This is a genomic window from Marinomonas atlantica (genome assembly GCF_001639725.1).
In the GTDB taxonomy this organism is placed as follows: domain Bacteria; phylum Pseudomonadota; class Gammaproteobacteria; order Pseudomonadales; family Marinomonadaceae; genus Marinomonas; species Marinomonas atlantica.
In genome coordinates this window covers 99,213-122,867 of sequence record NZ_LTAW01000006.1, presented here as the reverse complement: position 1 = coordinate 122,867, position 23,655 = coordinate 99,213, and the positions used below count along the sequence as shown (strand labels likewise).

The 23,655-nt window shown below is 44.0% G+C and carries 22 protein-coding genes; 13 read left to right on the top strand and 9 right to left on the bottom strand.

What is annotated here, in order from left to right; all coding sequences use genetic code 11:
- Nucleotides 1-48 precede the first annotated feature (48 nt).
- The 3 genes from AYW75_RS12290 to AYW75_RS12280 are packed head-to-tail and all read left to right on the top strand — an operon-like array spanning nt 49 to nt 2,154.
- Entirely contained in the window at nt 49-819 is a 771-nt protein-coding gene (locus tag AYW75_RS12290; protein ID WP_067099842.1) for a TatD family hydrolase, read from the top strand.
- Between the two features lie 4 nt (nt 820-823).
- Nucleotides 824-1,714, top strand: a complete 891-nt coding sequence (locus tag AYW75_RS12285) for a sugar nucleotide-binding protein (RefSeq protein ID WP_231886205.1) — start codon at nt 824-826, stop codon at nt 1,712-1,714.
- A gap of 59 nt (nt 1,715-1,773) precedes the next feature.
- Complete coding sequence (locus AYW75_RS12280; protein ID WP_197478949.1) at nt 1,774-2,154, top strand: hypothetical protein; 381 nt, start codon at nt 1,774-1,776, stop codon at nt 2,152-2,154.
- A gap of 25 nt (nt 2,155-2,179) precedes the next feature.
- On the opposite strand, the gene AYW75_RS12275 is transcribed toward AYW75_RS12280, so the two are convergent.
- Nucleotides 2,180-3,028: a hypothetical protein gene (locus AYW75_RS12275; protein ID WP_067099839.1), complete on the bottom strand. Its 849-nt coding sequence runs from the start codon at nt 3,026-3,028 to the stop codon at nt 2,180-2,182.
- A gap of 12 nt (nt 3,029-3,040) precedes the next feature.
- On the bottom strand, nt 3,041-3,583 hold the full coding sequence (locus AYW75_RS12270) for a YceI family protein (RefSeq protein ID WP_067099837.1): 543 nt from the start codon (nt 3,581-3,583) through the stop codon (nt 3,041-3,043).
- A 145-nt stretch (nt 3,584-3,728) separates the two neighbouring features.
- Here AYW75_RS12270 and AYW75_RS12265 point away from each other — a divergent pair, with 145 nt between their 5' ends.
- A complete protein-coding gene (locus AYW75_RS12265; RefSeq protein ID WP_067099835.1) occupies nt 3,729-4,619 on the top strand; it encodes a LysR family transcriptional regulator in 891 nt (296 codons plus the stop codon).
- Between the two features lie 22 nt (nt 4,620-4,641).
- Here the strand turns inward: AYW75_RS12265 and AYW75_RS12260 are convergent, their stop codons facing one another.
- The 3 genes from AYW75_RS12260 to AYW75_RS12250 form a co-directional block, all read right to left on the bottom strand.
- Nucleotides 4,642-6,558, bottom strand: a complete 1,917-nt coding sequence (locus tag AYW75_RS12260; RefSeq protein ID WP_067099834.1) for a beta-ketoacyl synthase — start codon at nt 6,556-6,558, stop codon at nt 4,642-4,644.
- A 152-nt stretch (nt 6,559-6,710) separates the two neighbouring features.
- The gene (locus tag AYW75_RS12255) at nt 6,711-7,616 is read right to left on the bottom strand and encodes a glucosaminidase domain-containing protein (protein ID WP_067099832.1); all 906 of its coding nucleotides are present in this window, start codon (nt 7,614-7,616) and stop codon (nt 6,711-6,713) included.
- A 171-nt stretch (nt 7,617-7,787) separates the two neighbouring features.
- The gene (locus tag AYW75_RS12250) at nt 7,788-8,768 is read right to left on the bottom strand and encodes a glutathione S-transferase family protein (protein ID WP_067099830.1); all 981 of its coding nucleotides are present in this window, start codon (nt 8,766-8,768) and stop codon (nt 7,788-7,790) included.
- A 103-nt stretch (nt 8,769-8,871) separates the two neighbouring features.
- Here AYW75_RS12250 and AYW75_RS12245 point away from each other — a divergent pair, with 103 nt between their 5' ends.
- From AYW75_RS12245 to AYW75_RS12225, 5 genes are all read left to right on the top strand, one after another.
- A complete protein-coding gene (locus AYW75_RS12245) occupies nt 8,872-10,014 on the top strand; it encodes a GGDEF domain-containing protein (protein ID WP_067099828.1) in 1,143 nt (380 codons plus the stop codon).
- 274 nt (nt 10,015-10,288) lie between these two features.
- Nucleotides 10,289-10,942, top strand: coding sequence for a TetR/AcrR family transcriptional regulator (locus AYW75_RS12240; RefSeq protein WP_067099826.1), 654 nt, complete (start codon nt 10,289-10,291; stop codon nt 10,940-10,942).
- Complete coding sequence (locus AYW75_RS12235; RefSeq protein WP_067099824.1) at nt 10,939-11,559, top strand: LysE family translocator; 621 nt, start codon at nt 10,939-10,941, stop codon at nt 11,557-11,559. The genes AYW75_RS12240 and AYW75_RS12235 overlap by 4 nt, the downstream gene beginning before the upstream one ends.
- A 138-nt stretch (nt 11,560-11,697) precedes the next feature.
- Nucleotides 11,698-14,130, top strand: coding sequence for an endopeptidase La (lon, locus tag AYW75_RS12230; RefSeq protein WP_067099822.1), 2,433 nt, complete (start codon nt 11,698-11,700; stop codon nt 14,128-14,130).
- Between the two features lie 118 nt (nt 14,131-14,248).
- Nucleotides 14,249-15,631, top strand: coding sequence for an MATE family efflux transporter (locus AYW75_RS12225; protein ID WP_067099821.1), 1,383 nt, complete (start codon nt 14,249-14,251; stop codon nt 15,629-15,631).
- 4 nt (nt 15,632-15,635) lie between these two features.
- Here the strand turns inward: AYW75_RS12225 and AYW75_RS12220 are convergent, their stop codons facing one another.
- A complete protein-coding gene (locus AYW75_RS12220; protein ID WP_331709526.1) occupies nt 15,636-16,400 on the bottom strand; it encodes a TlyA family RNA methyltransferase in 765 nt (254 codons plus the stop codon).
- Between the two features lie 100 nt (nt 16,401-16,500).
- Between AYW75_RS12220 and AYW75_RS12215 the strand changes: the two genes are divergently transcribed.
- The 4 genes from AYW75_RS12215 (at nt 16,501) to AYW75_RS12200 (ending at nt 20,887) form a co-directional block, all read left to right on the top strand.
- On the top strand, nt 16,501-17,346 hold the full coding sequence (locus AYW75_RS12215) for a sulfurtransferase (protein WP_067099817.1): 846 nt from the start codon (nt 16,501-16,503) through the stop codon (nt 17,344-17,346).
- Between the two features lie 67 nt (nt 17,347-17,413).
- Nucleotides 17,414-18,583 carry a nucleotide sugar dehydrogenase gene (locus tag AYW75_RS12210; protein WP_067099815.1) on the top strand — a complete coding sequence of 390 codons (1,170 nt, stop codon included), beginning with the start codon at nt 17,414-17,416 and terminating at the stop codon, nt 18,581-18,583.
- Between the two features lie 193 nt (nt 18,584-18,776).
- Nucleotides 18,777-19,793: a glycosyltransferase family 9 protein gene (locus AYW75_RS12205; protein ID WP_197478948.1), complete on the top strand. Its 1,017-nt coding sequence runs from the start codon at nt 18,777-18,779 to the stop codon at nt 19,791-19,793.
- 5 nt (nt 19,794-19,798) lie between these two features.
- Nucleotides 19,799-20,887 carry a glycosyltransferase family 4 protein gene (locus tag AYW75_RS12200; protein ID WP_156490851.1) on the top strand — a complete coding sequence of 363 codons (1,089 nt, stop codon included), beginning with the start codon at nt 19,799-19,801 and terminating at the stop codon, nt 20,885-20,887.
- On the opposite strand, the gene AYW75_RS12195 is transcribed toward AYW75_RS12200, so the two are convergent.
- The 3 genes from AYW75_RS12195 to rfaD are packed head-to-tail and all read right to left on the bottom strand — an operon-like array spanning nt 20,884 to nt 23,643.
- Nucleotides 20,884-21,681 (bottom strand): glycosyltransferase family 2 protein, encoded by a 798-nt coding sequence (locus AYW75_RS12195; RefSeq protein WP_067099812.1) that lies wholly within the window; start codon nt 21,679-21,681, stop codon nt 20,884-20,886. The two genes, AYW75_RS12200 and AYW75_RS12195, sit on opposite strands and share 4 nt — an antisense overlap.
- A gap of 11 nt (nt 21,682-21,692) precedes the next feature.
- Complete coding sequence (gene waaF / locus AYW75_RS12190) at nt 21,693-22,703, bottom strand: lipopolysaccharide heptosyltransferase II (protein ID WP_067099811.1); 1,011 nt, start codon at nt 22,701-22,703, stop codon at nt 21,693-21,695.
- Complete coding sequence (gene rfaD, locus AYW75_RS12185) at nt 22,696-23,643, bottom strand: ADP-glyceromanno-heptose 6-epimerase (protein ID WP_067099809.1); 948 nt, start codon at nt 23,641-23,643, stop codon at nt 22,696-22,698. The genes waaF and rfaD overlap by 8 nt, the downstream gene beginning before the upstream one ends.
- Nucleotides 23,644-23,655: the final 12 nt, after the last annotated feature.

Sequence of the window (23,655 nt, the reverse complement as noted above, 5' to 3'; positions counted from 1 at the left end):
CCGCTGTTCCTGCTAGAGACTTGTGATGTGTTGATGTAATCTCTGTGCATGTTAATTGATACACATTGCCATCTCGATTTTGCTGTTTTTAAGGATTTGTCTGCACTACTGGCAGACAGTCGATCAGCGGGGGTCGAGCATTTTATAGTGCCAAGTACCACCGCTAGATCATGGGCTGGTATCGTGGATTTAGCAAAACAACACTCTGAAATAAGCGTGGCGTTGGGCTTACACCCTTATTTTTTAGATAAATTTGAGCATGAGCACTTAAAACAGCTTGAAACCGCCTTATCGAGCCATAAAGTAGTGGCTGTTGGCGAGATTGGTTTAGATAAGTGGCCTAGAATGCCAGACTATGATTTGCAGTATGAGGTATTGTTAGCTCAGCTGAATATGGCCCAAAGTCACCATCTTCCTGTTATTTTGCACGCACGAAAGAGCGAGGACGATCTATTAAAAGTGCTACGTCAGACTCGTTTTAGCCAAGGAGGTATTGTGCATGCTTTTAATGGTAGCTTAGAGCAAGCCAAAAGATTTATAGAATTGGGCTTTGTGCTTGGGATTGGTGGCACAGTGACTTATCCAAGGGCTCAAAAAGCTCGAAAAGTCCTGCAGGCTTTAGCGGATGAAGATTTTGTATTGGAGACTGATTCTCCAGATATGCCCGTAAGTGGTTATCAAGGGCAAGTGAATACACCGTTACGAGTGGTTGATATCGTACGAGTCGTTGCTGAATTGCGTCAGCAAAGTGTAGCGGATATTGCTCGCTTCACCAGTGCAAACCTACAAAGAGTTTTGCCAAATTGGAATAAGGTATAACAAATTGACAACTCCTGAAAATATTAATGCGCCTATGCGTGTGGTATTGCTTGGTAGTGATACAGAGCTAGGCCGAGCGATTCGAAATTATTACGATAATGATTTTGACTTTGATTGGCTGGAAATACCTTGTCATGAAGTGATCAATCGATTGTCTTCTTCTAGTGTATTGGATGATAACTTTTGTGATGCCATCATTGATGCACACTCACTTCGAAGTGCATCACAGAATGATTATGACGTGTATTTAGGACAGCTGGATGCATTGCTAAGTAATGAAACTTGTCCGCTATTTTATATGTTGAGTGGTGTTCAGGTATTTTTGGGAGAGAAAGAGTCTTCTTACTTAGAAACAGATGAACCAGATGCTCGCAGTCGCTTCGCAAAAAGGTTAATTAGTGCAGAGCAGAAAGTGTTGGCATCAGAGCGTCACATCGTTCTGCGGACTGGATGGCTGTTTAGCGGAGCTCAAGATGATTTTATTGCAAATACGATTAATTTAGTACGCTCCGGCGCCTCTATTGAGTTCCATGATACGGCAATTGGCTGTCCAACACCTGTGTCAGATGTGGCGCGAGTATTGCTTTCAATTGTTAAGCAGCGTCATTACGGAGCTCTGAATACAGGGGTGTATCACTATTGTTGTTCTGAAGAGATCAGCTGGATGGGATTAGTGGAAGCGGTTTTGACCACAGCCAGTCAGTTTGATGACAAGGCCCAAGCAGTACTTGAAAACATGGGGGATACAGCGAGTGCTCTAGAAATGGCGACGGACATTAAACGGCAGTCATTGTCGTGTCGTAAGATTTTTGGTCACTATGGCATAAAACAGCGTTCTTGGCGCCCAGTGCTAAGAGCTTTAATCAAAGAGCTTCACCGTTTTCCATCAGCTTGATGGAGTAGGTTAAGAAAGATCGGGGTGTGTTTAAAGTGAACTTCAAGGCGATTTTTTTAGTGTATGTTATACAGTTGTTGGCTGGCGCAATATGGTATTCAGCTGCACCGGCAGACATTAAACATGCAGTAGAAGGTAGTAGCTTGGAGGGCATGTCAGCAGAAACTATGTTTGGTTTTTGTATTGCGTTGTTTGTGTATACTTACTTTAGTGCTTGGTTGTTGGCAAAAACGAATCTACGTTCTAGCTTTGAAAGGTTAGTCTTAACAATCAGTAGTTGGTTGTTTGTTGTACTACCTAATATCTTCTTTGTCGGATTATTTGTAAGTTTTTCTGATATGAGTGTGGGGTATCTACTGTCGTTTGGTTTAATTAGCTGCTTAATCGCTGCTTTTATACTGCCTTTTTGGCGATCCAATCGTTCAATTTTCAAGGGTTAGTAGAGTGACAGATCATAAAAGTAGCCTAATATAGGCTACTTTCAGGCCAAATTGACCAAAGTGACAGACCAGCAATAGCGACGCTGATCACAGTTTGCGGAATAATAGAGATAACAGTCGACCATGCTGAGCCGTCTTCTTTTATTAGTAAGTTGCTGGCTATGTTGGTTAATAAAGCAAAATAGGCAATCAGCATCGTCCACAGTGGCAAGTCAGCTAATATATGAGCTTGAGCTAATAAGCCGGACAAAATGAATGAGCCAATCAGTAATCCCGGTAAGCTAGACTGCTTAACGATAAACTTCTGAATCAGTACAAAGCCCACTACACTCGCCGCAAAGCCCCCTAATAGCTGACCAATCAATAGGCTACCACCAATCGAAACAACTGGCGCCGTTGTACCTGCAATGATAGCAAGAGACGTCATGGCGGCGTGAGAATGTTTTGTGTCAGACGTGTGCTTTTGCAGTCCGAATACAAACAGCACAAGCAGCGCGCTGATAGCGGCCCAAGCGAAGCTTAATGGCTGACCTTGATGCTTTAATACTGGGTTTAGCAAACAGTAAAAACTGACAAACAAGGCAACAAAAGTGATGCTGTTTCGGGCCTTGAAGCCGATCTTCGCTTGGCGAAAGTAGCTAATCAATAAGCCTAATAATACACTGATTGTCAGGAAGTCCAGTGCTTTGCTCGGAGGGAGGTTTAAGCCTGAATGAATCAGGCTTAATGCAACGAGAAAGCCAGCAGCTAAGCCTAGAAGGCTAATGCGTCTGCTGAATTTGCCAAGTACAGTAATAGCCGCAGCAGCCAGAAATGGATAAACCGCGGTGTTGAGTAGCATAAGTAGGTTTGAGTTACCTGCCTCCTCGTACATAATAACTCCTAATTACTGGCGAATACCTTCGATAAAGATGTCTAATTCTGTCTCGTCCGTTACACCAGGGATGAAGTACGATACGCCAAAATCACTGCGTTTTAGGGTAGTGCTTGCTTCAAAGCCTGCGCGGTACCCACCCCAAGGATCATCGCCTTCACCAATTTTCTCAACTTCAAAAGTTACCGGCTTTGTGACACCGTGAAGAGTTAGATTACCTTTAAGTTCTTCACCATCAAATGATGTGCTTTTAAAAGTGATGGTTGGGAACTGTTTTACATCCAAGAAATCAGGGCTGCGAAGGTGCTTGTCACGAGCTTCATGGTTGGTATCAACACTGTTTGCTTGAATGGTGAACTCTGAGTTGCCTGATTCCCCGTTATCCGCTAATGAGAATGTGCCCTCGAACTCATTAAAGCGACCCACTGTGGTGCTCACGCCTAAATGCCCTACTTCAAAGGTGACGAAAGAGTGTGCAGGATCGACTTGGTAATCAGCTGAAAATGCACTAGTAGAAACTAGTACGGCTGCTGACGTTATTAGTAAAGCTTTCATTGATGCCTCCAAAAAAGACTCTGTTATTAATGTTGGCTACTAGTATAATCGTGTTCTAAGAATACATAATTACCCGTAAAAACAATTCACTGTTTCATAAAACAGAATAATAAGGTCGGAACTTTTCGCAGTAAGAGGAAGTTAATTGGATAAGCTGCAAGCGATGAAAGTCTACTGTCGAGTGTATGAGGCAGAAAGCTTTAAATTGGCAAGTGAGTCACTCGATATTTCACGCCCTATGGTCACTCGTTATATTAATGCTCTTGAAGAAGATTTGGGCTCAAAGCTATTGCACCGCAATACTCGAAATATCAGTGTTACCCACGCGGGTAAGCTTTATTATCAGCATTGTGTCGCCATACTCGAAGCCATCGAAGAGGCGGAAGGGGAGTTGGGGGATTTATCACATAAACCTAAAGGACACCTTCGAATGAGTGTTCCAATGGATTTTGGTTTAACGCATGTGGTGCCGATCCTCAGTGACTTTTCTGCTTTGTATCCTGAGATAACGCTCGAAATAGATTTTAGTGATAAGCGAGTTGATCTAACAGAGTCAGGGGTTGATTTGGCAGTGCGGGGAGGGGATTTGGGTGGTGATCAATTTATCGCACGTCCTTTATGTGCATTGCGTGGTTACGTGTGTGCATCACCAGAGTATCTCAAACTGAATGGTACGCCTGAGCACCCAGTAGATTTAAAAGTCCATAATTGTCTGCAGTACACTAATGCACCAAATCCAGGGCGCTGGTATTTTAAGAGTAATGATGAAGAGTATGACCTGCCGATCAATGGCTCTATTATGGCTAACAATGGCGGGGCACTTACACGCTTAGCAGTGGCCGGAACAGGTATTATAATTCAACCAGGTTTCTTAGTAGAAAAATACATTAAAAGCGGGCAGCTTGTGCCTCTGCTACAAAACTATGAGACTTACTCAGGCCAATTTTATGCAATCTTCGCACAACGTAAGTTATTACCTAAAAAGGTCCGCTTACTGATTGATTTTCTAGTCGAGAAACTGCAATCCCCTGAGTAAGGGAGATTGCAGTGATTTTACGTTACACCAGATCATCAAACTCATTGGCAATAGTCAGGTCCACAGGCATATGATAGCCAGGTAGATTGATTTGAGTGTCTGTGATATCCAGTTCTTCACCACCTAAGACATTGAAGCCAAAGCGATATATAGGCTCAACCTCACCACGGATCATGGCGTCATTATAAACATTGGCCGCCTCTTTGACATCGGCATTTTTCTCTAGGTAAGCGGCGATTTGCTCGCTAGAGTAGCGCTTCGACAGCATTTCCATCACTTTGTGGGGTGCAAGTAAGACTGCTGTGGCGTTATTTCCGCCGAACCCCTTAGAGTTCAATAGTGCAGCATCAAAGTGCTCTTTCCCATATTCTTCATGTTTCAATTGGAATTTTAAACCGCCAGTATAAACATCGTCAGCGACGGCATTAGATGTCACGATACCGGGTAAAATACCATGTTGCCAAACACCTAAAGAAAGGTGCAGTTGGTCGCCACCAGCTGTACCTTGTGAATGACCTAGATAGGCTTTCATTGCTGTCACAGGTATCTCTGTTGCCCCAAAACTAGTAGCAGCTTTGCTAAGAACATGTGATTCAGTAACACGGTTTTGAGGTGTGCTGGTACCATGAGCCTGAATAAATGTCCGGTCAGTAAGACCTTCTGAGCCAATGAGGTTTTTCAGGTAAGCCATTGCTTTGCTCATGGTGAGGTAATTACCGACACCCGGTGCAGAAATGGATTTTTTATAGCCGTCAGCATAGGCGTATACTGCTGGGATTGCACCGTGTATTGTTGCGCCAATTTCTAGAGCGAGCTCGTCATCCATTAACAGAGTCCATTGGCTAGATTCGCCAATGGTAAAGCCACAGTTTTGAGAAAATGGACGACAACTACGTGTATGATCAGGTTCTTTCTGATTTTCTAGTTGATCCAAAGCAAGTAAGGCAGTGTCTTCTGCTAAAGCACCCATAGTACGGAAACCTTCGATGATTTCCGGAGTGATTGGCGCATCACTGCCACCCACCATAGCAATACGTACTTTCCCAGCTTTGATTTGCTCAATGGCACGCTCTAAGTTGAAAAAATACGTTGCGCAGGCGCCGATTGAGGTGCCGACATTGCCAACCGAGCCTAAAATGTAAGCATTAACAAAGTCTGCCGGCATTTGCGCGTAACCTAAGGGCAAATGCTTAGACGTTGTACGCTTACCCATAAGCGCAGATTTCAGCATCCCGCCAAAACCTAAATCGTCCATTTGGCCGATTGAATTGGCAGCGTACACGGCGATCTGGTCTGGAGCCACTAAGTTGCGTACTTTATCCCAGTCCAAGCCGCTGCTCAAAATAGCATCGGAAGCACCGTAGACGGTCATCTGCAAACCACGTGGGTGATTTCGGCTTTGGTAAAGCTTAGATGGGTCAAACCCTGTGGGTAATTGCCCAGCTGCTTTAACGGATAAGGACTTAGAGTCCTTAATAAAGGTCTCTAAGATGCCGTCAACCGTGATTTCACTGTGTGTGTTAGAGAGCTCTTTAACTTGCCAGTTAGCCGGGATATTGTCTGGTAGAGAGCGTGTTTTGACACTAAAGCTTAGTTTCTCACCTTCAACAACGGACGAGAGTGCAGAGTTTTTATGGATGATTACGTTGTCTACATCAAATAAACTAGGGTGGATTCGACGAATCAGAGTGCGTGCTAGAATCTCTTCACCAAATGTATCGATTAGAGTTTCAGCATCAAGTGCTTCACCATCATGCGTTAGCCAAGCCCCATTTTGATATTCAGCAATGTTGGTGATGGTGGCGAGGTCTAAAAGAACCTCCTGCTGAATGGTTTGGGGGAGTAGATCAAAAATAATTCGGCGATACGCTTGATGAAAAGATGTACGTCCAGCCGAATTGATTCCGCCAAAGCCAACAATAACAGGTAAACGGGCCAAAGGAATGTCCTCGATTTATAATTTTGGATATTAACGAGTGCTATTGTAAAGGATGGGGGCGTTTGACCGCCACCCTAGCGCAGATGAAATTTCTTGTAAAACACTGTGTTCAAAGCAGAAAAAGAGTGTAAATCACTCTTTTCTTGATTTATTTACTCGTTGTTATAGGTCGCAGAGTCTGTGTGAACGTTAAACCGCCATAACTCGTTATAGTCAATTAGGCTTTCAATTTCATCGATGTAATCTTGCCCACGTTGAGAGTATTTCTCTAATCCATGAACCAATGCGAGACCGGTAATAGTGCTGCCGTTCTCGCGAAGTTGAGCGCGGATACTGCGTAGCTCTTTGTAAGCAGAATTACTGTTCAAGTTGTCAATATAAGCAAAAACGGACTCTCGTGCATCGCTGAATTTGCGTACTTCATGATCTTTGTCTTCACCACGAGCGTTAGGCACTAAACCACAGCCGCGAGTAAAGCACCATTGGCCAAAATAATTGTTACCTTGAACAGCAAAACGGGAAGTACCCCATGCTGATTCATTAGCCGCTTGTGCAAGCACCAATGAAGCAGGAATGACATCGACATAGCGAAGCATAGTCGTAATGTCTTGATGTGTATAAACACCGACTTTGCTCAGTTTATGGATCTTGCGTAAAGCCGCGAGCCAAGTTTTATCTTCACGGGTTGGTGGTTCTTCGTTCGCAAGAATGGCTTGAATACGCGCTCGGTCTTCCAGTAGTAATGTATTCTTTTCTTCAACGAATGGTAACAGGTAGTCGAAGAATGCTGCTTTACGTTCTTGAATATCGCTCATTGCAGCAAAATTTGGTTTGCTACTATCAATTGGATGGCTTTGGAAATACGCTTCCTCTTCCTTCGTAACAGTAGCATCGCGAGCACTTTTATTTGGTTTAACTTCTTCCTTTTCTTTTTTCGTTTGGACTTTTTCTGTGATCTGAGCTTTTGAGCCAGACTGCTGAGTTTCTTGCGGTTCAATTTTGAACCACAGAATTAAGATCACGAGAGTCGAGATAACCCAAAGTAACTTACGTTCCATATCCAACCATCATTTCTAGAGCGTTAATATACAAAACGAGCAGCAGTAAGTTCTGATACTCGTTTTTAGCGTTCAATATATGAGCAAAGCATTATCTGAAAAAAACAAATAATTTGATAGTCAGGAGTTTGAATATTGTCAAAAAGTACTCAGGTTTCTCTAAATTTGTCCTTAAAGCTCAGATCGAAACAGTAGCATCGGGCCTGCAGGCACAACTCGTGTTGGGTTAATTGTGTCGTGACTGTAGTAGTAATGTTGTTTTATATGTTCAAAATTAACCGTTTTTGACACATCTTGAGTTTTATACAAACGCTCAAGGTAGTCATTAAGATTAGGGAAGTCGATGATACGCTTAAAATTACATTTGAAGTGTCCGTGATAAACGGGATCAAAACGAATTAAGGTAGTGAAAAGACGCCAATCTGCTTCAGTGGCAGTATCCCCCGTAAGGTAATGACTGTTTTTTAATCGGCTCTCTAAAAACTCTAATGATTCAAATAATGGGTAAACAGCTTCTTCGTAAGCCGTTTGAGTTGTGGCAAAGCCAGACTTATAGACACCGTTATTGACCGTATCGTAGACACGAGCATTCAGTTGATCAATGTCATTTCGAAGTGCTTTAGGGTAAAAGTCTTGTTCATCTCCAGTGAGATGGTTAAAGGCTGAGTTGAACATACGAATGATGTCAGCTGACTCATTGGAGACAATTGTGTGATTTTTCTTGTCCCATAAAATTGGGACAGTGACGCGACCTGAATATTCACTGTTAGCGTGAGTGTATAGCTGATAAGCATATTGGAAGTCGTGCAAAGGATCGCCTGCAGGTACTAGCGAGTCTTGGAAGCGTGATTCATTTTTCAGCTCCCAGCCATTTTCTAGCATATGCGGATGGACACAGCTGACACTAATGTGATTCTCGAGCTGTTTCAGATGACGGAAAATCAGAGTACGGTGTGCCCATGGACACGCAAGTGACACATACAAATGGTAACGTCCTGATTCCGCTGGGAAGTGGGTGTCGTCATTTGCGTCAAACACTTCTGGAGCGACAATCCAGTTGCGAAACTGTGATTGTGAGCGCACAAACTTACCTTGCGTTGCCTCAGTGTCGTACCATTGGTCATGCCATTTGCCATCAATTAATAAACCCATAAAATTCTCTCTTTGATCGTTTTGTTTAATTATTAATGAAAATGTTCCATTTTCGGGGCAAGATATTGATTTGGTTTGATCGATAGGTTCGATAGGTTTAATAATGCCGCAAAGAACAGGTTCACTGTTAATTCCTCTTTTAATTTTGTTGGCGGGGCTTTTTGCCAGTGTTTACACAACGCAACTCCCATCTTTAGCATTGGATTTGTTGCCATGGCTTCCTTATGTACTTTCCGTTGTTATGGTATTTATGGCATGGCACTTTAACCGAGGTAAAGTATTACTGGCTGGCGGATTGCTTTTATTGCCGACATTTTATCCTTATGTCTCGAATCATGATTTACCGAATAGCTTTACGACGATTGCAGCCATAGGGTTAGGGCTTTTATTGTTACTTCGTGAACGTGGTTTTTTTAACCGCTATGGTTTCAATCGTATTTTGTTTCTGGGGATGTTGGTAGCTTGGAGTATGAGCTACGAAAGAGGCATTATTAATTTTAATTTCCTCGCGGTCTTAGTCCCGATTGTAAACATTACGCTGTCTTCTTTACTTTGCTGGTTGATAATTGGATTAACAGTGGTTACCGGTCTTATCTTTTGGTGGCGCCATGCAGATGGGTTTTCTACAGCGGTTTTAGTCAGCTTGGCGTCATTGTTACTGATTGAATGTATGTCGTTCACAGCACATCAAGATGCTGCCGTTCGTAGTGCACAAATTTTAGTATGGGTATGGTTTGTCGTGTCGGAGAGCCATCGAATGGCTTATCGTGATGAATTGACGCAACTGCCAAGTCGTCGTGCGCTGAATGAGGCAATGCTAGCATTACCAAGGCATTATGCATTAGCCATGCTGGATGTTGATCATTTTAAAAAATTTAATGATTCCTATGGCCATGATAAAGGCGACGATGTGTTGAAGCAGGTAGCCACAGTGATGCAGAGATATTCTGGCTCGGCCTCAATATTTCGTTATGGCGGTGAAGAGTTTACATTGCTTTTTAAAGGACGCGGCACTGAGCATGCTGAAGTTGTGCTAGAGCAAATTCGAGAAGAAATTCATCAGCAGCGTCTGGATGTTTCTACTGAAACTAAGCACAAAGAAGTGTCTGTTTCAGTCAGTATGGGGTTGGCATTTGCGAATACGGGCGAATTGCCCAACGAGGTTTTGAAACGAGCTGACCAAGCGCTGTATCAGGCTAAACGTAAAGGGCGAAATAAAGTGATCCTTGCTAGCCAGAATAACTGAACGATCGGTTAGTTTTATATTGCAGGGTTAATTGGTTTTGTGTATTCTGACCAAATATTCAAGTTTTGTTGTGTTCTGCGCAGCAACACCAGCTTGTTGAGTCTTACTCTGCAAACTGAGCCAACGTGGTACAACAGCACAAAGGGTGTCGCCTAACACCCGACTGTTGTGAGGGGAACGGGGAGCTTTGCTCCCCTTTTTTAATGTTTGCTCGTGATCTTTCCCTTATAATTCGTCTACTTCCTATACGTTTTTAAAATCTACTGAGGCGATCATGTCTGATACCCCCAAACGCCCAAAAAATCAGTTAAAGAGCCATATTCGAGCGCAAAATCAAGAGTTAATACTTTGTACTGCTGAACGTATTTTTGCTCGACAAGGGCTGGCAAAGACGACTACGCAAATGATTGCTGATGAAGCAGGTTTGCCGAAAGCGAACATTCACTATTATTACCGTTCTAAAAAAGATTTATTAGAAGCGGTACTAGAGCGTATTTTGCAGCTTTGGTTGGATTCGGTAAGCCAGTTTAATGTTGAATTAGGACCATGTCATAATTTGACACGATATATCAGTGAAAAATTAGATCAGTCCCGTTTTAACGCTAATGCGTCGAAAGTATTTGCTATGGCCTTGATTGGCGAAGAACCGTTCGTGCTTGATTACTTACGTCGTTACTTTGTTCAAGAGTTACAGAATGAAAAGACAACAATCAACACATGGGTTGAGCAAGGCTTGATGAAGCCTGTCTCTGTTGAGCATCTGTTTATTAATATTTGGGCCATGACGCAAACGTATGCAGACTTCGATGCGCAGGTAAAAATTTTATTGCAAAAAGAAACGCTTGAGGAGGAAGACTTTGCACAAGCAAAGCAGTTTGTCACTCGAATGGTGTTGTTAAGTTGCGGTATAGAGGAGGCAAGGACATGAGTCTCGAAAGTGCACTGACATTTTTTGTTGCTATTTTTATTTTTAGCATCACCCCAGGCCCTGGGGTATTTGCTATTTTGGCGAAGAGTTTGACTCAAGGGGTTGTTAAAACATTACCGTTGTCAGCAGGCATGGCTTGTGGTGATATTCTTTATTTAGTGTTGGCTTGTTTTGGTTTGGCGGCAATTGCGCAGCAGTGGGAGGTTGTATTTACTGCAATTCGTTATATTGGTGCGGCTTATTTGCTATTTTTAGGGTGGAAAATGTGGACTGCACCGATTGATATTGGGGCTTCGGAGACAGAAGAAAACTCTCGTAAACAAGGCTGGAGTGCTGCGTTGCAAGGTTTCTTGATCTCATCCTCTAACCCTAAGGTGGTGCTGTTCTACATTGCCTTTTTGCCGACCTTTATGGATGTCACACTGCTAGATAGCCAAGATGTTTTGCTGGCTTCGTGTTTGGCGTTTGTGGCATTAATGCTTGGTTTGACGATGATTTCATTTGGTGCTTCGCAAGCGCGTCGTTTGATGAAATCAGCTCGTGCAGTAAAACGTATGAACCGTGGTGCTGGTGGCCTGATGGCAGGTGCGGGTGCATTTTTAGCATTACGAGGCTAGTTCAAAAACGTTTGCCAAGATCAAGGATGAATTGCGTAGCTGACATTCTTGGATTGCAATTTCTCTAAACGTCACTACATAAGTTTTATTGTTCCTAGAATGATTCGAAAGAGTTAATTCCTATAGAGATAGAAACTTATGAGTGACGACGAAAAGTATTTTGACCCATCAGAAAGTAATCTTGTTGAAAACGATGAAGTGTCCATCAGCGACCCTCGTGCACTCGCGTTACCAGATGATGTCCTTCCTGAAATTTTATATATCTTACCGGTATCGAGCCGCCCTTTTTTTCCGGCTCAAGTACAACCTGTCATGGTCGACGCTGAGCCTTGGGAAGAAACCCTTGAATACATCGCAGATCAACCACAAGCCGTCGTTGGCTTAATTTATGCAGAGCGTCAAGCTGAAGGCGCGCCTAAAGTGGAAACCTTTTCCGAGATAGGCTGTGTTGCTAAAACGCATCATGCAGAAAAAAAAGACGATAAAATTACTTTCTTAGCGCAAGGCTTAAAACGTATTGAGGTGGTAGAGTGGCTTAGTACTGAAGCACCTTATCGCGCTAGAGTGCGTTACATCAGTGATTCCAAAGTGCGTGATGATCAATCTAAGGCTTATTCGATTGCGATTTTAGACGCCATTAAAGAATTGATTCGTTTAAACCCCCTTTTCAGTGAAGACCTGCGCCAGTATCTAGGTCGTTTCTCATTTAATGAGCCTGGGCTATTGGCTGATTTCGCCGCGTCGATTACCTCCGCTGAACCGCAAGAGTTGTACGATGTATTGGCAACGTTGCCGATCTTACCGCGTTTAAATACCTCGCTAACATTGCTTCGAAAAGAACTCGAAATCGCGCGTCTGCAGAATGAAATCAGTGCGGAAGTAAACGACAAAATCAGCAAGCATCAACGTGAGTTTTTCTTAAAAGAACAGCTTAAAGTGATTCAGAAAGAACTTGGTATTTCCAAGGATGATCGGACGTCTGATGTGGAGATGTTTGAGGAGCGCTTGGCTGATAAAACGATTCCGGATGCGGCGAAGAAGAAAATCGATGAAGAACTGCATAAGTTGAGCATTTTGGAGTCGGGCTCTCCAGAGTACGGTGTCACTCGAAATTACCTTGATTGGGCAACGTCTATTCCTTGGGGCGTACATTCAGAAGATAACTTAGACATAAACAAAGCGCGTGAGGTGCTTGAAGAGCATCATGCTGGATTAGGCGATGTAAAAGACCGCATTATTGAGTTTTTAGCCTTAGGCGCTCATCGCCAAGAAATGGGCGGTTCAATTATGTTGCTCGTAGGCCCGCCGGGCGTTGGTAAAACCTCGATTGGTAAATCCATTGCAGAGTCACTCAATCGTGAATTCTACCGTTTTAGTTTGGGTGGCATGCGCGATGAGTCTGAAATCAAAGGCCATCGTCGTACGTATATCGGTGCATTACCCGGTAAGTTTGTTCAAGCTCTGAAAGACGTTCAAGTCGAAAACCCTGTCATCATGCTGGATGAAATAGACAAAATCGGTTCGTCTTTCCACGGTGACCCTGCGTCAGCATTGCTGGAGGCACTTGATCCTGAGCAAAATGTCGAGTTTCTAGATCACTATCTTGATATGCGCGTGGATTTGTCAAAAACATTGTTTGTGTGTACGGCAAACCAGCTGGATACCATTCCAGCGCCCCTGTTAGACCGAATGGACGTGATTCGTTTGTCTGGCTACATTGGCGAAGAGAAACTGGCGATCGCCAAACAGCATCTGTGGCCGAAGCTTTTGAAGCGTAATAAGCTTCTTAAGAAACAACTCAACATCACCGATGCGGCGTTGAAATACATCATTGAATCTTATGCACGTGAAGCGGGCGTACGTGGGTTAGACAAGCTATTGCAAAAGATTCTGCGTAAGGCGGTGGTGCAGCTGATGACAGGTGAGAAAGACAGCATCAGTGTGGGTGTTAAAGATGTAGAAACATTCCTCGGAATGCCGTATTTCCGTAATGAGAAAACGCTACGCGGTGTTGGAGTGGTAACGGGATTGGCATGGACGTCTATGGGAGGCGCGACGCTGCCTGTCGAAGCCAATAAAGTGCATGACTTAAGCCGAGGCCTAAAACTGACGGGTAAGCTTGGTGATGTGATGAAAGAGTCGGCTGAAATTGCTTACTCTTATGTATTGTCCCACACCAAGAGCTATCAAAAGAATGCAGAATTCTTTGATAAATGCATGGTGCATTTACATGTACCGGAAGGGGCAACACCTAAAGATGGACCTAGTGCGGGGATTACCATGGCAACTGCATTGATGTCGCTTGCGAAAGGAGAGCCGATCCAGAGACCGCTTGCCATGACAGGTGAGTTAACGCTTACTGGCCAAGTCCTTCCTGTTGGAGGCATTCGCGAGAAACTTATCGCGGCGAAACGCAGTAAAATCACCGAAGTGATTCTACCTGAAGCCAACCGTCGTGATTTCGAAGAGTTACCCGATTCGGTAAAAGATAATATGACGGTGCATTTTGCGGAGCGCTTTGCTGACGTTGAAAAAATTGTCTTTGCTAAGTCAGACCGTGGTATTCACTAAAAACTCCACATTCCAACGTTCTATCACCTTGTAAAAGGTGCGACAATGGTAAGGCCGAACGAAACCTCGTTCGGCCTTTTTCTGTCTGCGCACCGCGCTTATTTGTTCGAGGGTATTCATGCCGAAACAGGCAACACTGACTCAAGGCTCTACCTTTAAACATGTCTCCATCATGTCGTTTACGGGCGCGCTAGGTTTGATGGCGATGTTTATGGTGGACTTAGTCGACATGCTGTTTCTGTCGATGCTTGACGAACGTGAAGCTGTCGCGGCAGTTGGCTTTGCCAGCACCATCATGTTCTTTACTGTCTCTATTAGTATTGCGGTATCGATTGCAGCGACTGCACTGGTTGCTAAGGCGATTGGTGAGGGTGACTATGAACTAGCGAAGCGTCGCGCCACTAATGTTCTCGGAATGGGCATTATTTTTTCCAGTATGGTCGTATGGTTCCTTTGGCCAATAATTCCCGATTTATTGGTATTTCTCGGTGCTGATTTTCGTACCCTAGATTTAGCCACCAGCTACCTTCAGATACTGTTATTAGGTATGCCTGCTGTTATGGTTGGCATGATCGCTTCAGGTATTATGCGAGCGCTGGGTGATGCCCGGCGAGCGATGTACGCTACGTTGATATGCAGTGTTGTAAACGCTGTGTTGGATCCCATTCTGATTTTTGTTTTTGGTCTAGGTGTTGATGGCGCCGCGATCGCTTCTTTATTGGCACGCTTCTCTATGGTGGCAGTGAGCTACTATGGCGTCGTGACCGTGCATAAAATGCTGGGTCAATTTGATTTAGTTGAGAGTGTTAAAGACTTAAAACCCATTGCCAAAATTGCCGTGCCAGCGATGCTGACAAACATGTCATCACCGTTAGCAAACGCCATTGTCATGGGCTACGCTGCTCAGTTCGGAGATCATGCAGTGGCAGGAATTGCGATTGTTGGTCGTATTGTCCCTGTGGTATTTGGCGGCTTATTTGCGCTATCAGGTGCAGTTGGACCTATTTTGGCGCAAAACTACGGTGCTGGTTATTTTCAGCGGATGCATAATGCCGTGAGTAGTGCCGTGGTTTATGCCTTTATCTACTGCCTTGTATTGTGTTCTATACTTTATATATCACAAGATTTTCTGATTAATATTTTTCATGCTACGGGTGAAACGGCTAGTGTTATTCGTTTTTTTGCAACCTATGGATCATTCAGTTTTTTCTTCCAAAGTCTGCTTTTTATCGCGATTGCAGTGTTTAATAACTTAGGTAGACCACTTAGTAGCACGTTATTGAATTTTGGTCGAGCCATCCTCGGAACTTGGCCTTTGATCATGGTATTTGGCTGGTTGATGGGGGCTGAGGGCATTATTCTGGGTCAGGCGATGAGCTCTGTTATTTTTGGTTGTGTCGGCTTCGTTATGGCTCGCCGTTACCTTAATAAGCTGGAGCAAAAAGACGCACTTCGTGAACCTGAAGTAACGTCTGCACCGTTTTTTTCAAGTAACCAATAATTTATTAATGGCGTTGAGCGAATAGCACAAACTCTTGATTGCCATCACCGCCTTTAATGACACTTTTCTCATAGCTGAGGACGTCAAAACCAAGTTGCTCGATTAGGTTTTTTATGTCTTTTTCAAGCTGCTGTACCAAATGCTGGTCTTTAACAATGCCACCTTTGCCTATGGCGTCTTTACCTAATTCAAACTGCGGTTTGACCAGTGTGATTAAATAGCCCCCTGAGCGAATCAGTGCAGGCAGTTGTGGCAAAATTTTCGTCTGCGAAATGAACGACACGTCCATGACGGCGGCGTCAAAGCCCGATTCAGGAAAATGCTCTCCTAAATCTGTTTGCGTTAGATTTCGGGCATTTAGACCCTCTAAACAAATCACATCTGTTCGATTGCGAAGGCGAACATCTAATTGGTCATGACCGACTTCAACGCCGACTACTTTGATGGCGCCGTGCTGCAGGGCACAGTCTGTAAAGCCGCCTGTAGATTGCCCTACATCCAATACAGTGAACCCATCCAAGCTTAATTTTGAGCTAGACAGCGCACCTGCAAGCTTGAGCGCGCCACGTGACACGTAGCGGTCTTCTTCGTCGAGCTCCAGCTTTATATCGATGTTTTCAGTAACTTTCAAACTGGGCTTGGCAACGGTTTGCCATTGACCTTTATCGTGCATCAAGACCTTTCCTTGACTGATAAAAGTTTGTGCCTGAGAACGTGATTTACAAAGCTTTTTTTCGGTGAGTAGTTGGTCAATTCGTTTCATTGTCATATTTTCTAAAGTCCATGCGCGAGCATCATAGCAAACGTACGCTAATCGCAGTAGGCTATTGTTTTTAGATCTTTTAAAAAGCCGATTTAAGAGGTGTTTTATGGCTCTGCCAACGATAATTTCAGCCGCACAATTACAGGCCATGATAGATCAGCCTGATTTAGTCATTCTGGATAGCCGCTTTTACCTGACCGATCATGATAAGGGGCGTGAGTTGTATGAAGTCGGGCATATTCCCAGTGCGCTGTTTGTCGACTTGCATCACCAACTTGCAGGGCCAGAAACAGCATTAAGCGGACGACACCCATTACCAAGTCCTGAGATGTTTAGTGCTACGTTGTCTCAGCTGGGAATTGGGCCAAGCACTCAAGTCATTGTCTACGATGATATGGGGGGAGCGATCGCCTCTCGAGCTTGGTGGATGTTGGTGCAACAGGGTATTGAAGTGCGCGTCCTTGATGGTGGTTTGCCTGCATGGCAAGCGGCTGGCTTTATGATCGAGGCTGGGGTTAATGAAGCTACTAAAAGTGATCAGCGTATAGAGGTTAGCTACCCATGGTTGATATCAGAGGACGGTGTTGCCGCTAATTTCGAGGCAGATCGTTTTCAATTATTGGATGCTCGTGCCGAGGATCGTTTTCAAGGCGAAAATGAAACGATGGACCCAGTAGCGGGCCATATACCAGGTGCCATGAACCGCCCGTTTAGCCGTAATCTTAATGAAAAAGGCGAAATGAAAGCTCCGAGCTTGTTACTGGAGGAATGGACTCAACTGCTTGAACATGTTGAGCAACCGATTGTTTACTATTGCGGCTCAGGAGTCACCGCTTGCCACAATGTCTTAGCCATGAACTATGCAGGACTGGAAGCTAAGCATGTTTATGTTGGTTCGTGGAGCCAATGGGCTAAGCGCATGGTCAAGCAACTAAATGCCTTAAACGCTTAGACCGTCACAGAGTTGTTATCTTTCTCCCGCACACTACGCAAAAGAGTTCACTGGTTGAGGACAGTAAATGAAAATTGCAGTAGTGGGGACGGGGTACGTAGGTATCTCAAATGCTTTATTGTTGGCGAAGCATAATGAAGTGGTTGCACTAGATGTTATTCGTGAAAAAGTTGAATTATTAAATCAAGGTATTTCACCCATTCAAGATAATGAGGTGGAGCAATATTTAGCGAATGAAACGTTAAACTTTAGAGCAACGTTAGATCCTTCAGAGGCCTATGAAGGCGCTGAGTTCGTTATCATTGCAACGCCAACAGACTATGATCCGGAAACAAACTATTTTAACACTGAGCACGTCGAGTCAGTGATTAAAGACGTTGTCCGTTTTAACCCTAATGCCACTATGGTGATTAAGTCGACAACGCCGGTAGGCTTTACGCGCGAAGCTCGAGAGAGATTCAATACGCCAAATTTAGTCTTTTCCCCCGAGTTTTTGCGTGAGGGAAAAGCATTGTACGATAACTTACACCCATCACGTATTATCGTGGGGGAGCGCTCTGAGCGTGCTGAATTCTTTGCAAATTTACTGGCTCAAGGTGCAGAGAAACAAGACATCGATATTCTTCTGACAGGCTCGACGGAAGCGGAAGCGATTAAGCTTTTTGCGAATACGTATCTGGCTATGCGCGTAGCGTATTTTAATGAATTGGATTCTTATGCTTCTATGTACGGCTTGGATACGCGTCAGATTATTGAAGGTGTGTGTTTAGACCCTCGTATCGGCAGTCATTACAATAATCCATCCTTTGGGTATGGCGGCTACTGTTTACCTAAGGACACTAAGCAACTGCTGGCTAACTACGACCAAGTGCCGAATAACCTGATTCGAGCCATTGTGGATGCCAATGTCACACGCAAAGACTTCATTGCAAATGAGGTAATAAAGCGCCAGCCGAAGGTGGTTGGAATCTATCGTCTGGTCATGAAATCTGGCTCCGATAATTTTCGTGCGTCAGCTATTCAAGGAGTAATGAAGCGAATTAAAGCAAAAGGCATTGAGGTGATTGTTTATGAGCCAGTAATGGAAGAAAGTAGCTTTTTTAATTCGCGTATCGTGAATGACTTGGCACGTTTTAAACATGAAGCCGATGTGATCATTGCCAATCGCGTCACTGATAACCTTGATGATGTATTAGATAAAGTCTTTACTCGTGACTTATTTGGTGGAGATGCCTAGACGTCGGGGTGAATTTCCCCACTTCAGCATGGGTATGATGGGTTTAAATTAGCTAAATTACTCTACTTGCGACAAAAATAGCTTTAGAATTACAGGCTATTTCTGATCGTTCGCCCAATCAATCTCGCACTTTTAATATGAGCGTGTTTTGGCGACGGCAAGGTCTTCAATGTTAGCGGTTGTGGTTTTTTTGATGAAAATATTAGTGGTTCGGAATGATAAAATTGGGGACTTTGTACTTGCATTGCCCGCCTTCAAAGCAATCAAGGCAGCGTTTCCTCAGGCCACTGTTACCGCGCTTGTTCCTTCCTACACAAAAGAAATAGCTGAGGCATGTGAATGGATTGATGACGTACTTATTGATCCGAAAGACAATGAAGCCAAAAGTGACTTTGCTCAAACCATCAGTACGTTACATTTTGACGCAGCACTTTGTCTTTTTTCCAATGCTTATAACGCGACCTTGCTACGTAAAGCTCGCATTCCTGTTCGTGTTGCACCTGCGACCAAATGGGTACAATTCTTATATACTCATACGTTACGTCAGCGTCGTTCAAAGTCTGAAAAAGCGGAATTCCAATATAACCTCGATCTTGCTTATTATTTTATTGACGTCCTGAAAGGTTCATCTAGGGTGATTGAACCTCATCGTTTACTTGAGTTCTCTCAGGTTGAGCTTGAGCAACAAAAAGCTAAATTGATGCAAATAGGCATCCAGTTTGATCGAAAAACTTGCTTTGTTCACCCAGTTACTGGCGGGTCATCGAACACGTTATCTCAAACCGAATGGCAGTCACTAATTTGTTTTTTAGACGGTTTAGATCGTTTTCATTTTGTGGTCACAGCAGGACCTGGTGAAGGAGAGGTATCTAAGGCGTTAGTCGACAGTCTCATCGGCAAAGTTGCCTCAATTACTCTTTATGACAAAAACGACGGTGTGAAAGATTTTATGCGGTCGATAGCGGTAGCGGACTTATTCATTGCAGGCTCCACAGGGCCACTGCATATCGCCGGGGCCTTAGACGTACCGACCATTGGTTTTTACCCCAAAAAACGTTCATCTACGCCGCTTAGATGGCAGACCTTGAACAGTGCTGGTCGTTGGCTGCCCTTTATGCCTAATGAGGGACAAGACGATCTGTCTCAGTTGATTGTGAAAGATCGATTCTCGGATATTCAAAACTGGTATACACAGCAAATAGGAAAATAGTAGACGTGAATATTCTTCATATGTGTTTGTCCTACGGGTTTGGCGGGCTTGAGATGTATCCACTGCGTGTGGGTAAGCAAATGAGGCAGGTAGGTCACAAGGTTTTTGGTATTGCGTTAGCTCAATCCTCCATTGATGAAGCAATGTCAGGAGAGTTTGATGGCTGTTTGGCAATACCCAGCCGAGGACATGGGTATCGCAATCTTTTATCATTGTCTAAATGGATTAAGCAACACAACATTCAATATGTGCACTGTCATAAATCTTCAGATCTATTTTTAGCAGTGTTACTAAAGAAGCTGTGTGGTTTCAAGCTGATTTATACAGACCATATGGGCGTTAAGAAGCCTAAAAAAGACATTTTTCATCGTTTTATTTACCGTAATGTTGATCAGCTGTTGTCGATCAGTAACTTTACTTTAGCGTTTAATAAAAAGGCCTTGCCGATTGCTGATGCTCGGATTCAAGCGCTTTGGCTTGGCACATCGATACCAGATCATATCCAAGCGGGTGTCGATTTAAAGTCACAACTAAAGCTTTGTGATGAGGTATCTGTTGTAGGCATTGTCGGCCGTTTATCGCCAGGCAAAGGGCATCTAGAGCTCATCAAAGCGATGGCAAAGCTGGAAGCGGAACGCTTTCATTTAGTTATTATTGGTGGTTTAAATGCTAAACAGGGTGGCGACGATGAGTACATTGACAAGCTCAAGCAGTACGTTAGTGGACATAAGCTAGACAAACGCATCACTTTTTACGGCTTTACTCCTGAGCCTGAAACGTTACTACCCTCTATTGATGTGGTGGTTATTCCTTCGCATTTGGAAGCGTTTGGCTTAACGGTGATCGAATCGATGGCCCAAGGGAAAGCTATTATTGGTTCAAATGCAGGCGCTATCCCAGAAATCTTAGAAAACACGGGGATATTGGTTGATCCATTTGACTCAGACGCCTTAGCAAATGCCATCGCAGAACTATGTAAAAATACCTCAAAAAGACAGGCACTTGCCCTGTCAGCAAGAGACAGGGCAAAACAACACTTCGATCAAAACGTACATGTTAACAAGTTGCTTAAGATCTATCAGGCACTTGATTAAACGTGATCCTTAGGTTTATTGGGCTGTGAGCGTACCCAAAGATCAGCATATTTAACAAAAGTAGAGTGAGCCGACAGGATGGCAAGCAAAAAGCCTTGTTTGCCATCTAAAAAACCTCGTTTAAGCAGATACATTTTCACAAAGCAAGCAAAAGCATGCAGACTGGCAGAGCCTAACGAGGTCGTTTTTCCTCGCTTTTGTTTCTGGTCCGCAGACAGTTTTGCATATGAAGCAGACTTCACTAGATAATGATGCAAATTTTCATAGGTGTAATGTGTCATATCACCTTTAAGGTTTTCAGTGGCGACGCCGTCTTTAAGTAAGACCTTTTCGTGAACTAAGTTATCCGAGTAGTTGCCTTCAGCTATGCGATAGAGTCGTGTGACACGATCAGGGTACCAGCCTGAATGAGTGATAAAACGCCCAAAGACCCAGCTTTTACGATTCACGCTATACGCTGTGTTGCTGATCCCTTGTTCAAGGGCTGTCAAAATGCTTTCTTTTAACTCTGGCGTGACGATTTCATCCGCATCAATCCAAAAGACATAATCAGTGGTAATGTATTCTTGTGCAGCTTGACGTTGCTTGCCAAAGCCTTCCCAGTTGTCTTTTACATAAAAATGGCGTGTATAGCTCAGTGCAATGTCTTGTGTTTTGTCACTACTGCCTGAATCTAGAATGACGATTTCATCGGCCCAATCGGCTAAGCTGTCTAAGCAACTTGCTAGATTCTTCTCTTCATTTTTAACGATGAGCGCTGCTGTAACCGTTGCTCGCTTTGAATTACTGGTCATAAATACGCATCCTAGCAGGCTTGTTCAATGGACTGGATGATTTGCTTAGGCTCCAGCTGCTTCAAGCAATTGGTGTGACCAAGTGGGCAAGTGCGTTTAAAGCAGGGTGCGCAGTCCAAATGTAAGTTGTGAATCACCTTGTTATCTGTGAGCGGCGGTGTAAAGAGCTCACTAGTGGAGCCATATATACCGTGTACTCGAGTGCCAACCGCTGCTGCAACATGCATCAGTCCAGAATCATTGCTGACCGCTTCTTTGGCGGCGGCCAATAAATCGATTGCGTCAACGAGTTTTGTTTTCCCGCAAAGATTATGGGCGTGTTGTCCAAGACCTTTAATAATGGCTTGTGCATCTTCAATGTCTTTCGGACCTCCAAGCACCCATATTTGATGGCCTGATTTTATCAACGTGTCTGCAAGTTCATGGAAGTGAGCAATAGGCCATTGTTTTGCTGGGCCGTATTCAGCTCCTGCCATCATGGCAATGGCGGGTCGTTGGGGGTCTAACCCTAGCTTTTTGTAAAGTGCTGCTTGGTTCTCTGTATTGATGGATAACTTAGGGTTTGGCAATGACTCTGGTGGATAGGCATTTTTCTGAGCGATCCCCAGGGAAGTGAAGCGCTTTACCGTCTGGTTAAGTACTTTCTTATTTAACTTGCGACGTTCAGTCAGCAGGACAAAGCGCTGCTCGCCATGATAGCCAACCCGCTTCGGGATCTTTGCAAAGAAGGGAACTAATGCAGACTTCCATGAGCGGGGCAGTACGATGGCTTCATCGTAATGCTCGTTACGAAGTGATTTTCCCAATTTTCGACGAGTGCTAATACCCCATTCGCCATGCCCTGTTTTTAGGGTGATCGCTTGGCGTACTTCTTCCATACGCTCTAGAATAGGGCTTGACCAAGCGGGGCCGATGACATCAATGATAGCGTCCACATCTTGCTCTTTAATTTTTTTAAAGAGGCTCTGCGCCATGACCATGTCGCCGACCCAAGAAGGTCCTACAATGAGATATTTAGCCACGTTGGTCTAGCCACATCATGTAATCTTTCACGCCTTGAGCAAGACCGCGGAACGAGCCATTGTATCCAGCCTCGCGCAGCTTACTGATGTCAGCTTGTGTGAAGCTTTGGTAAGCGCCTTTTAAGTGTTCAGGGAATGGAATAAATTCAATTTCTCCTTTGCCATAGTGACCAATAACAGTCTCTGCAATGGTTTTGAAGGGTTCAGCATTGCCCGTACCAAGGTTGAAAATACCTGACTTTTCAGGATTGTCTAAGAACCAAAGTTTCGTGTTTACCAAGTCTTCTACATAGATGAAGTCACGGCTTTGGCCGCCTGCTTCATAACCATCGTAGGCACCAAATAATTTAGGATTCTCGTCAGCCAGCACTTGATTGCGTAAATGGAAAGCAACACTTGCCATGCTGCCTTTATGGTTTTCACGCGGACCATAGACATTAAAGTAGCGAAAGCCAACAATTTGGGAAGTGGCTTTTGGAGAGATCTCACGTACATATTGGTCGAACTGGAATTTAGAGAACGCGTACATGTTTAATGGCTGTTCATATTCTCGCGATTCTTGGAATACTGGGCCTGGGCCGTATACTGAAGCCGATGACGCATAAGAAAATGGCACTTTGTGATCCAGACACCATTTCAAAACCGCTTTTGAATATTGGTAATTGACGTCCATCACGAACTTGCCATCCCACTCCGTGGTCGCAGAGCATGCGCCCTCATGGAAAACAGCAGTTGCTTGGATATTCAGGGCATCTTTTTTGATTAAATCTAGGAAGTCGTACATGTCCATATAGTCTGCAATGTCTAAATCGGACAAATTAAGGCACTTCTTGCCATCCGTTAGATCATCAACCAGCAAAATGTTACGAATGCCACGATCGTTTAACGCTTTAATTATATTGCTGCCGATGAAGCCGGCGCCGCCAGTTACAATGTACATAATCCGTATCCT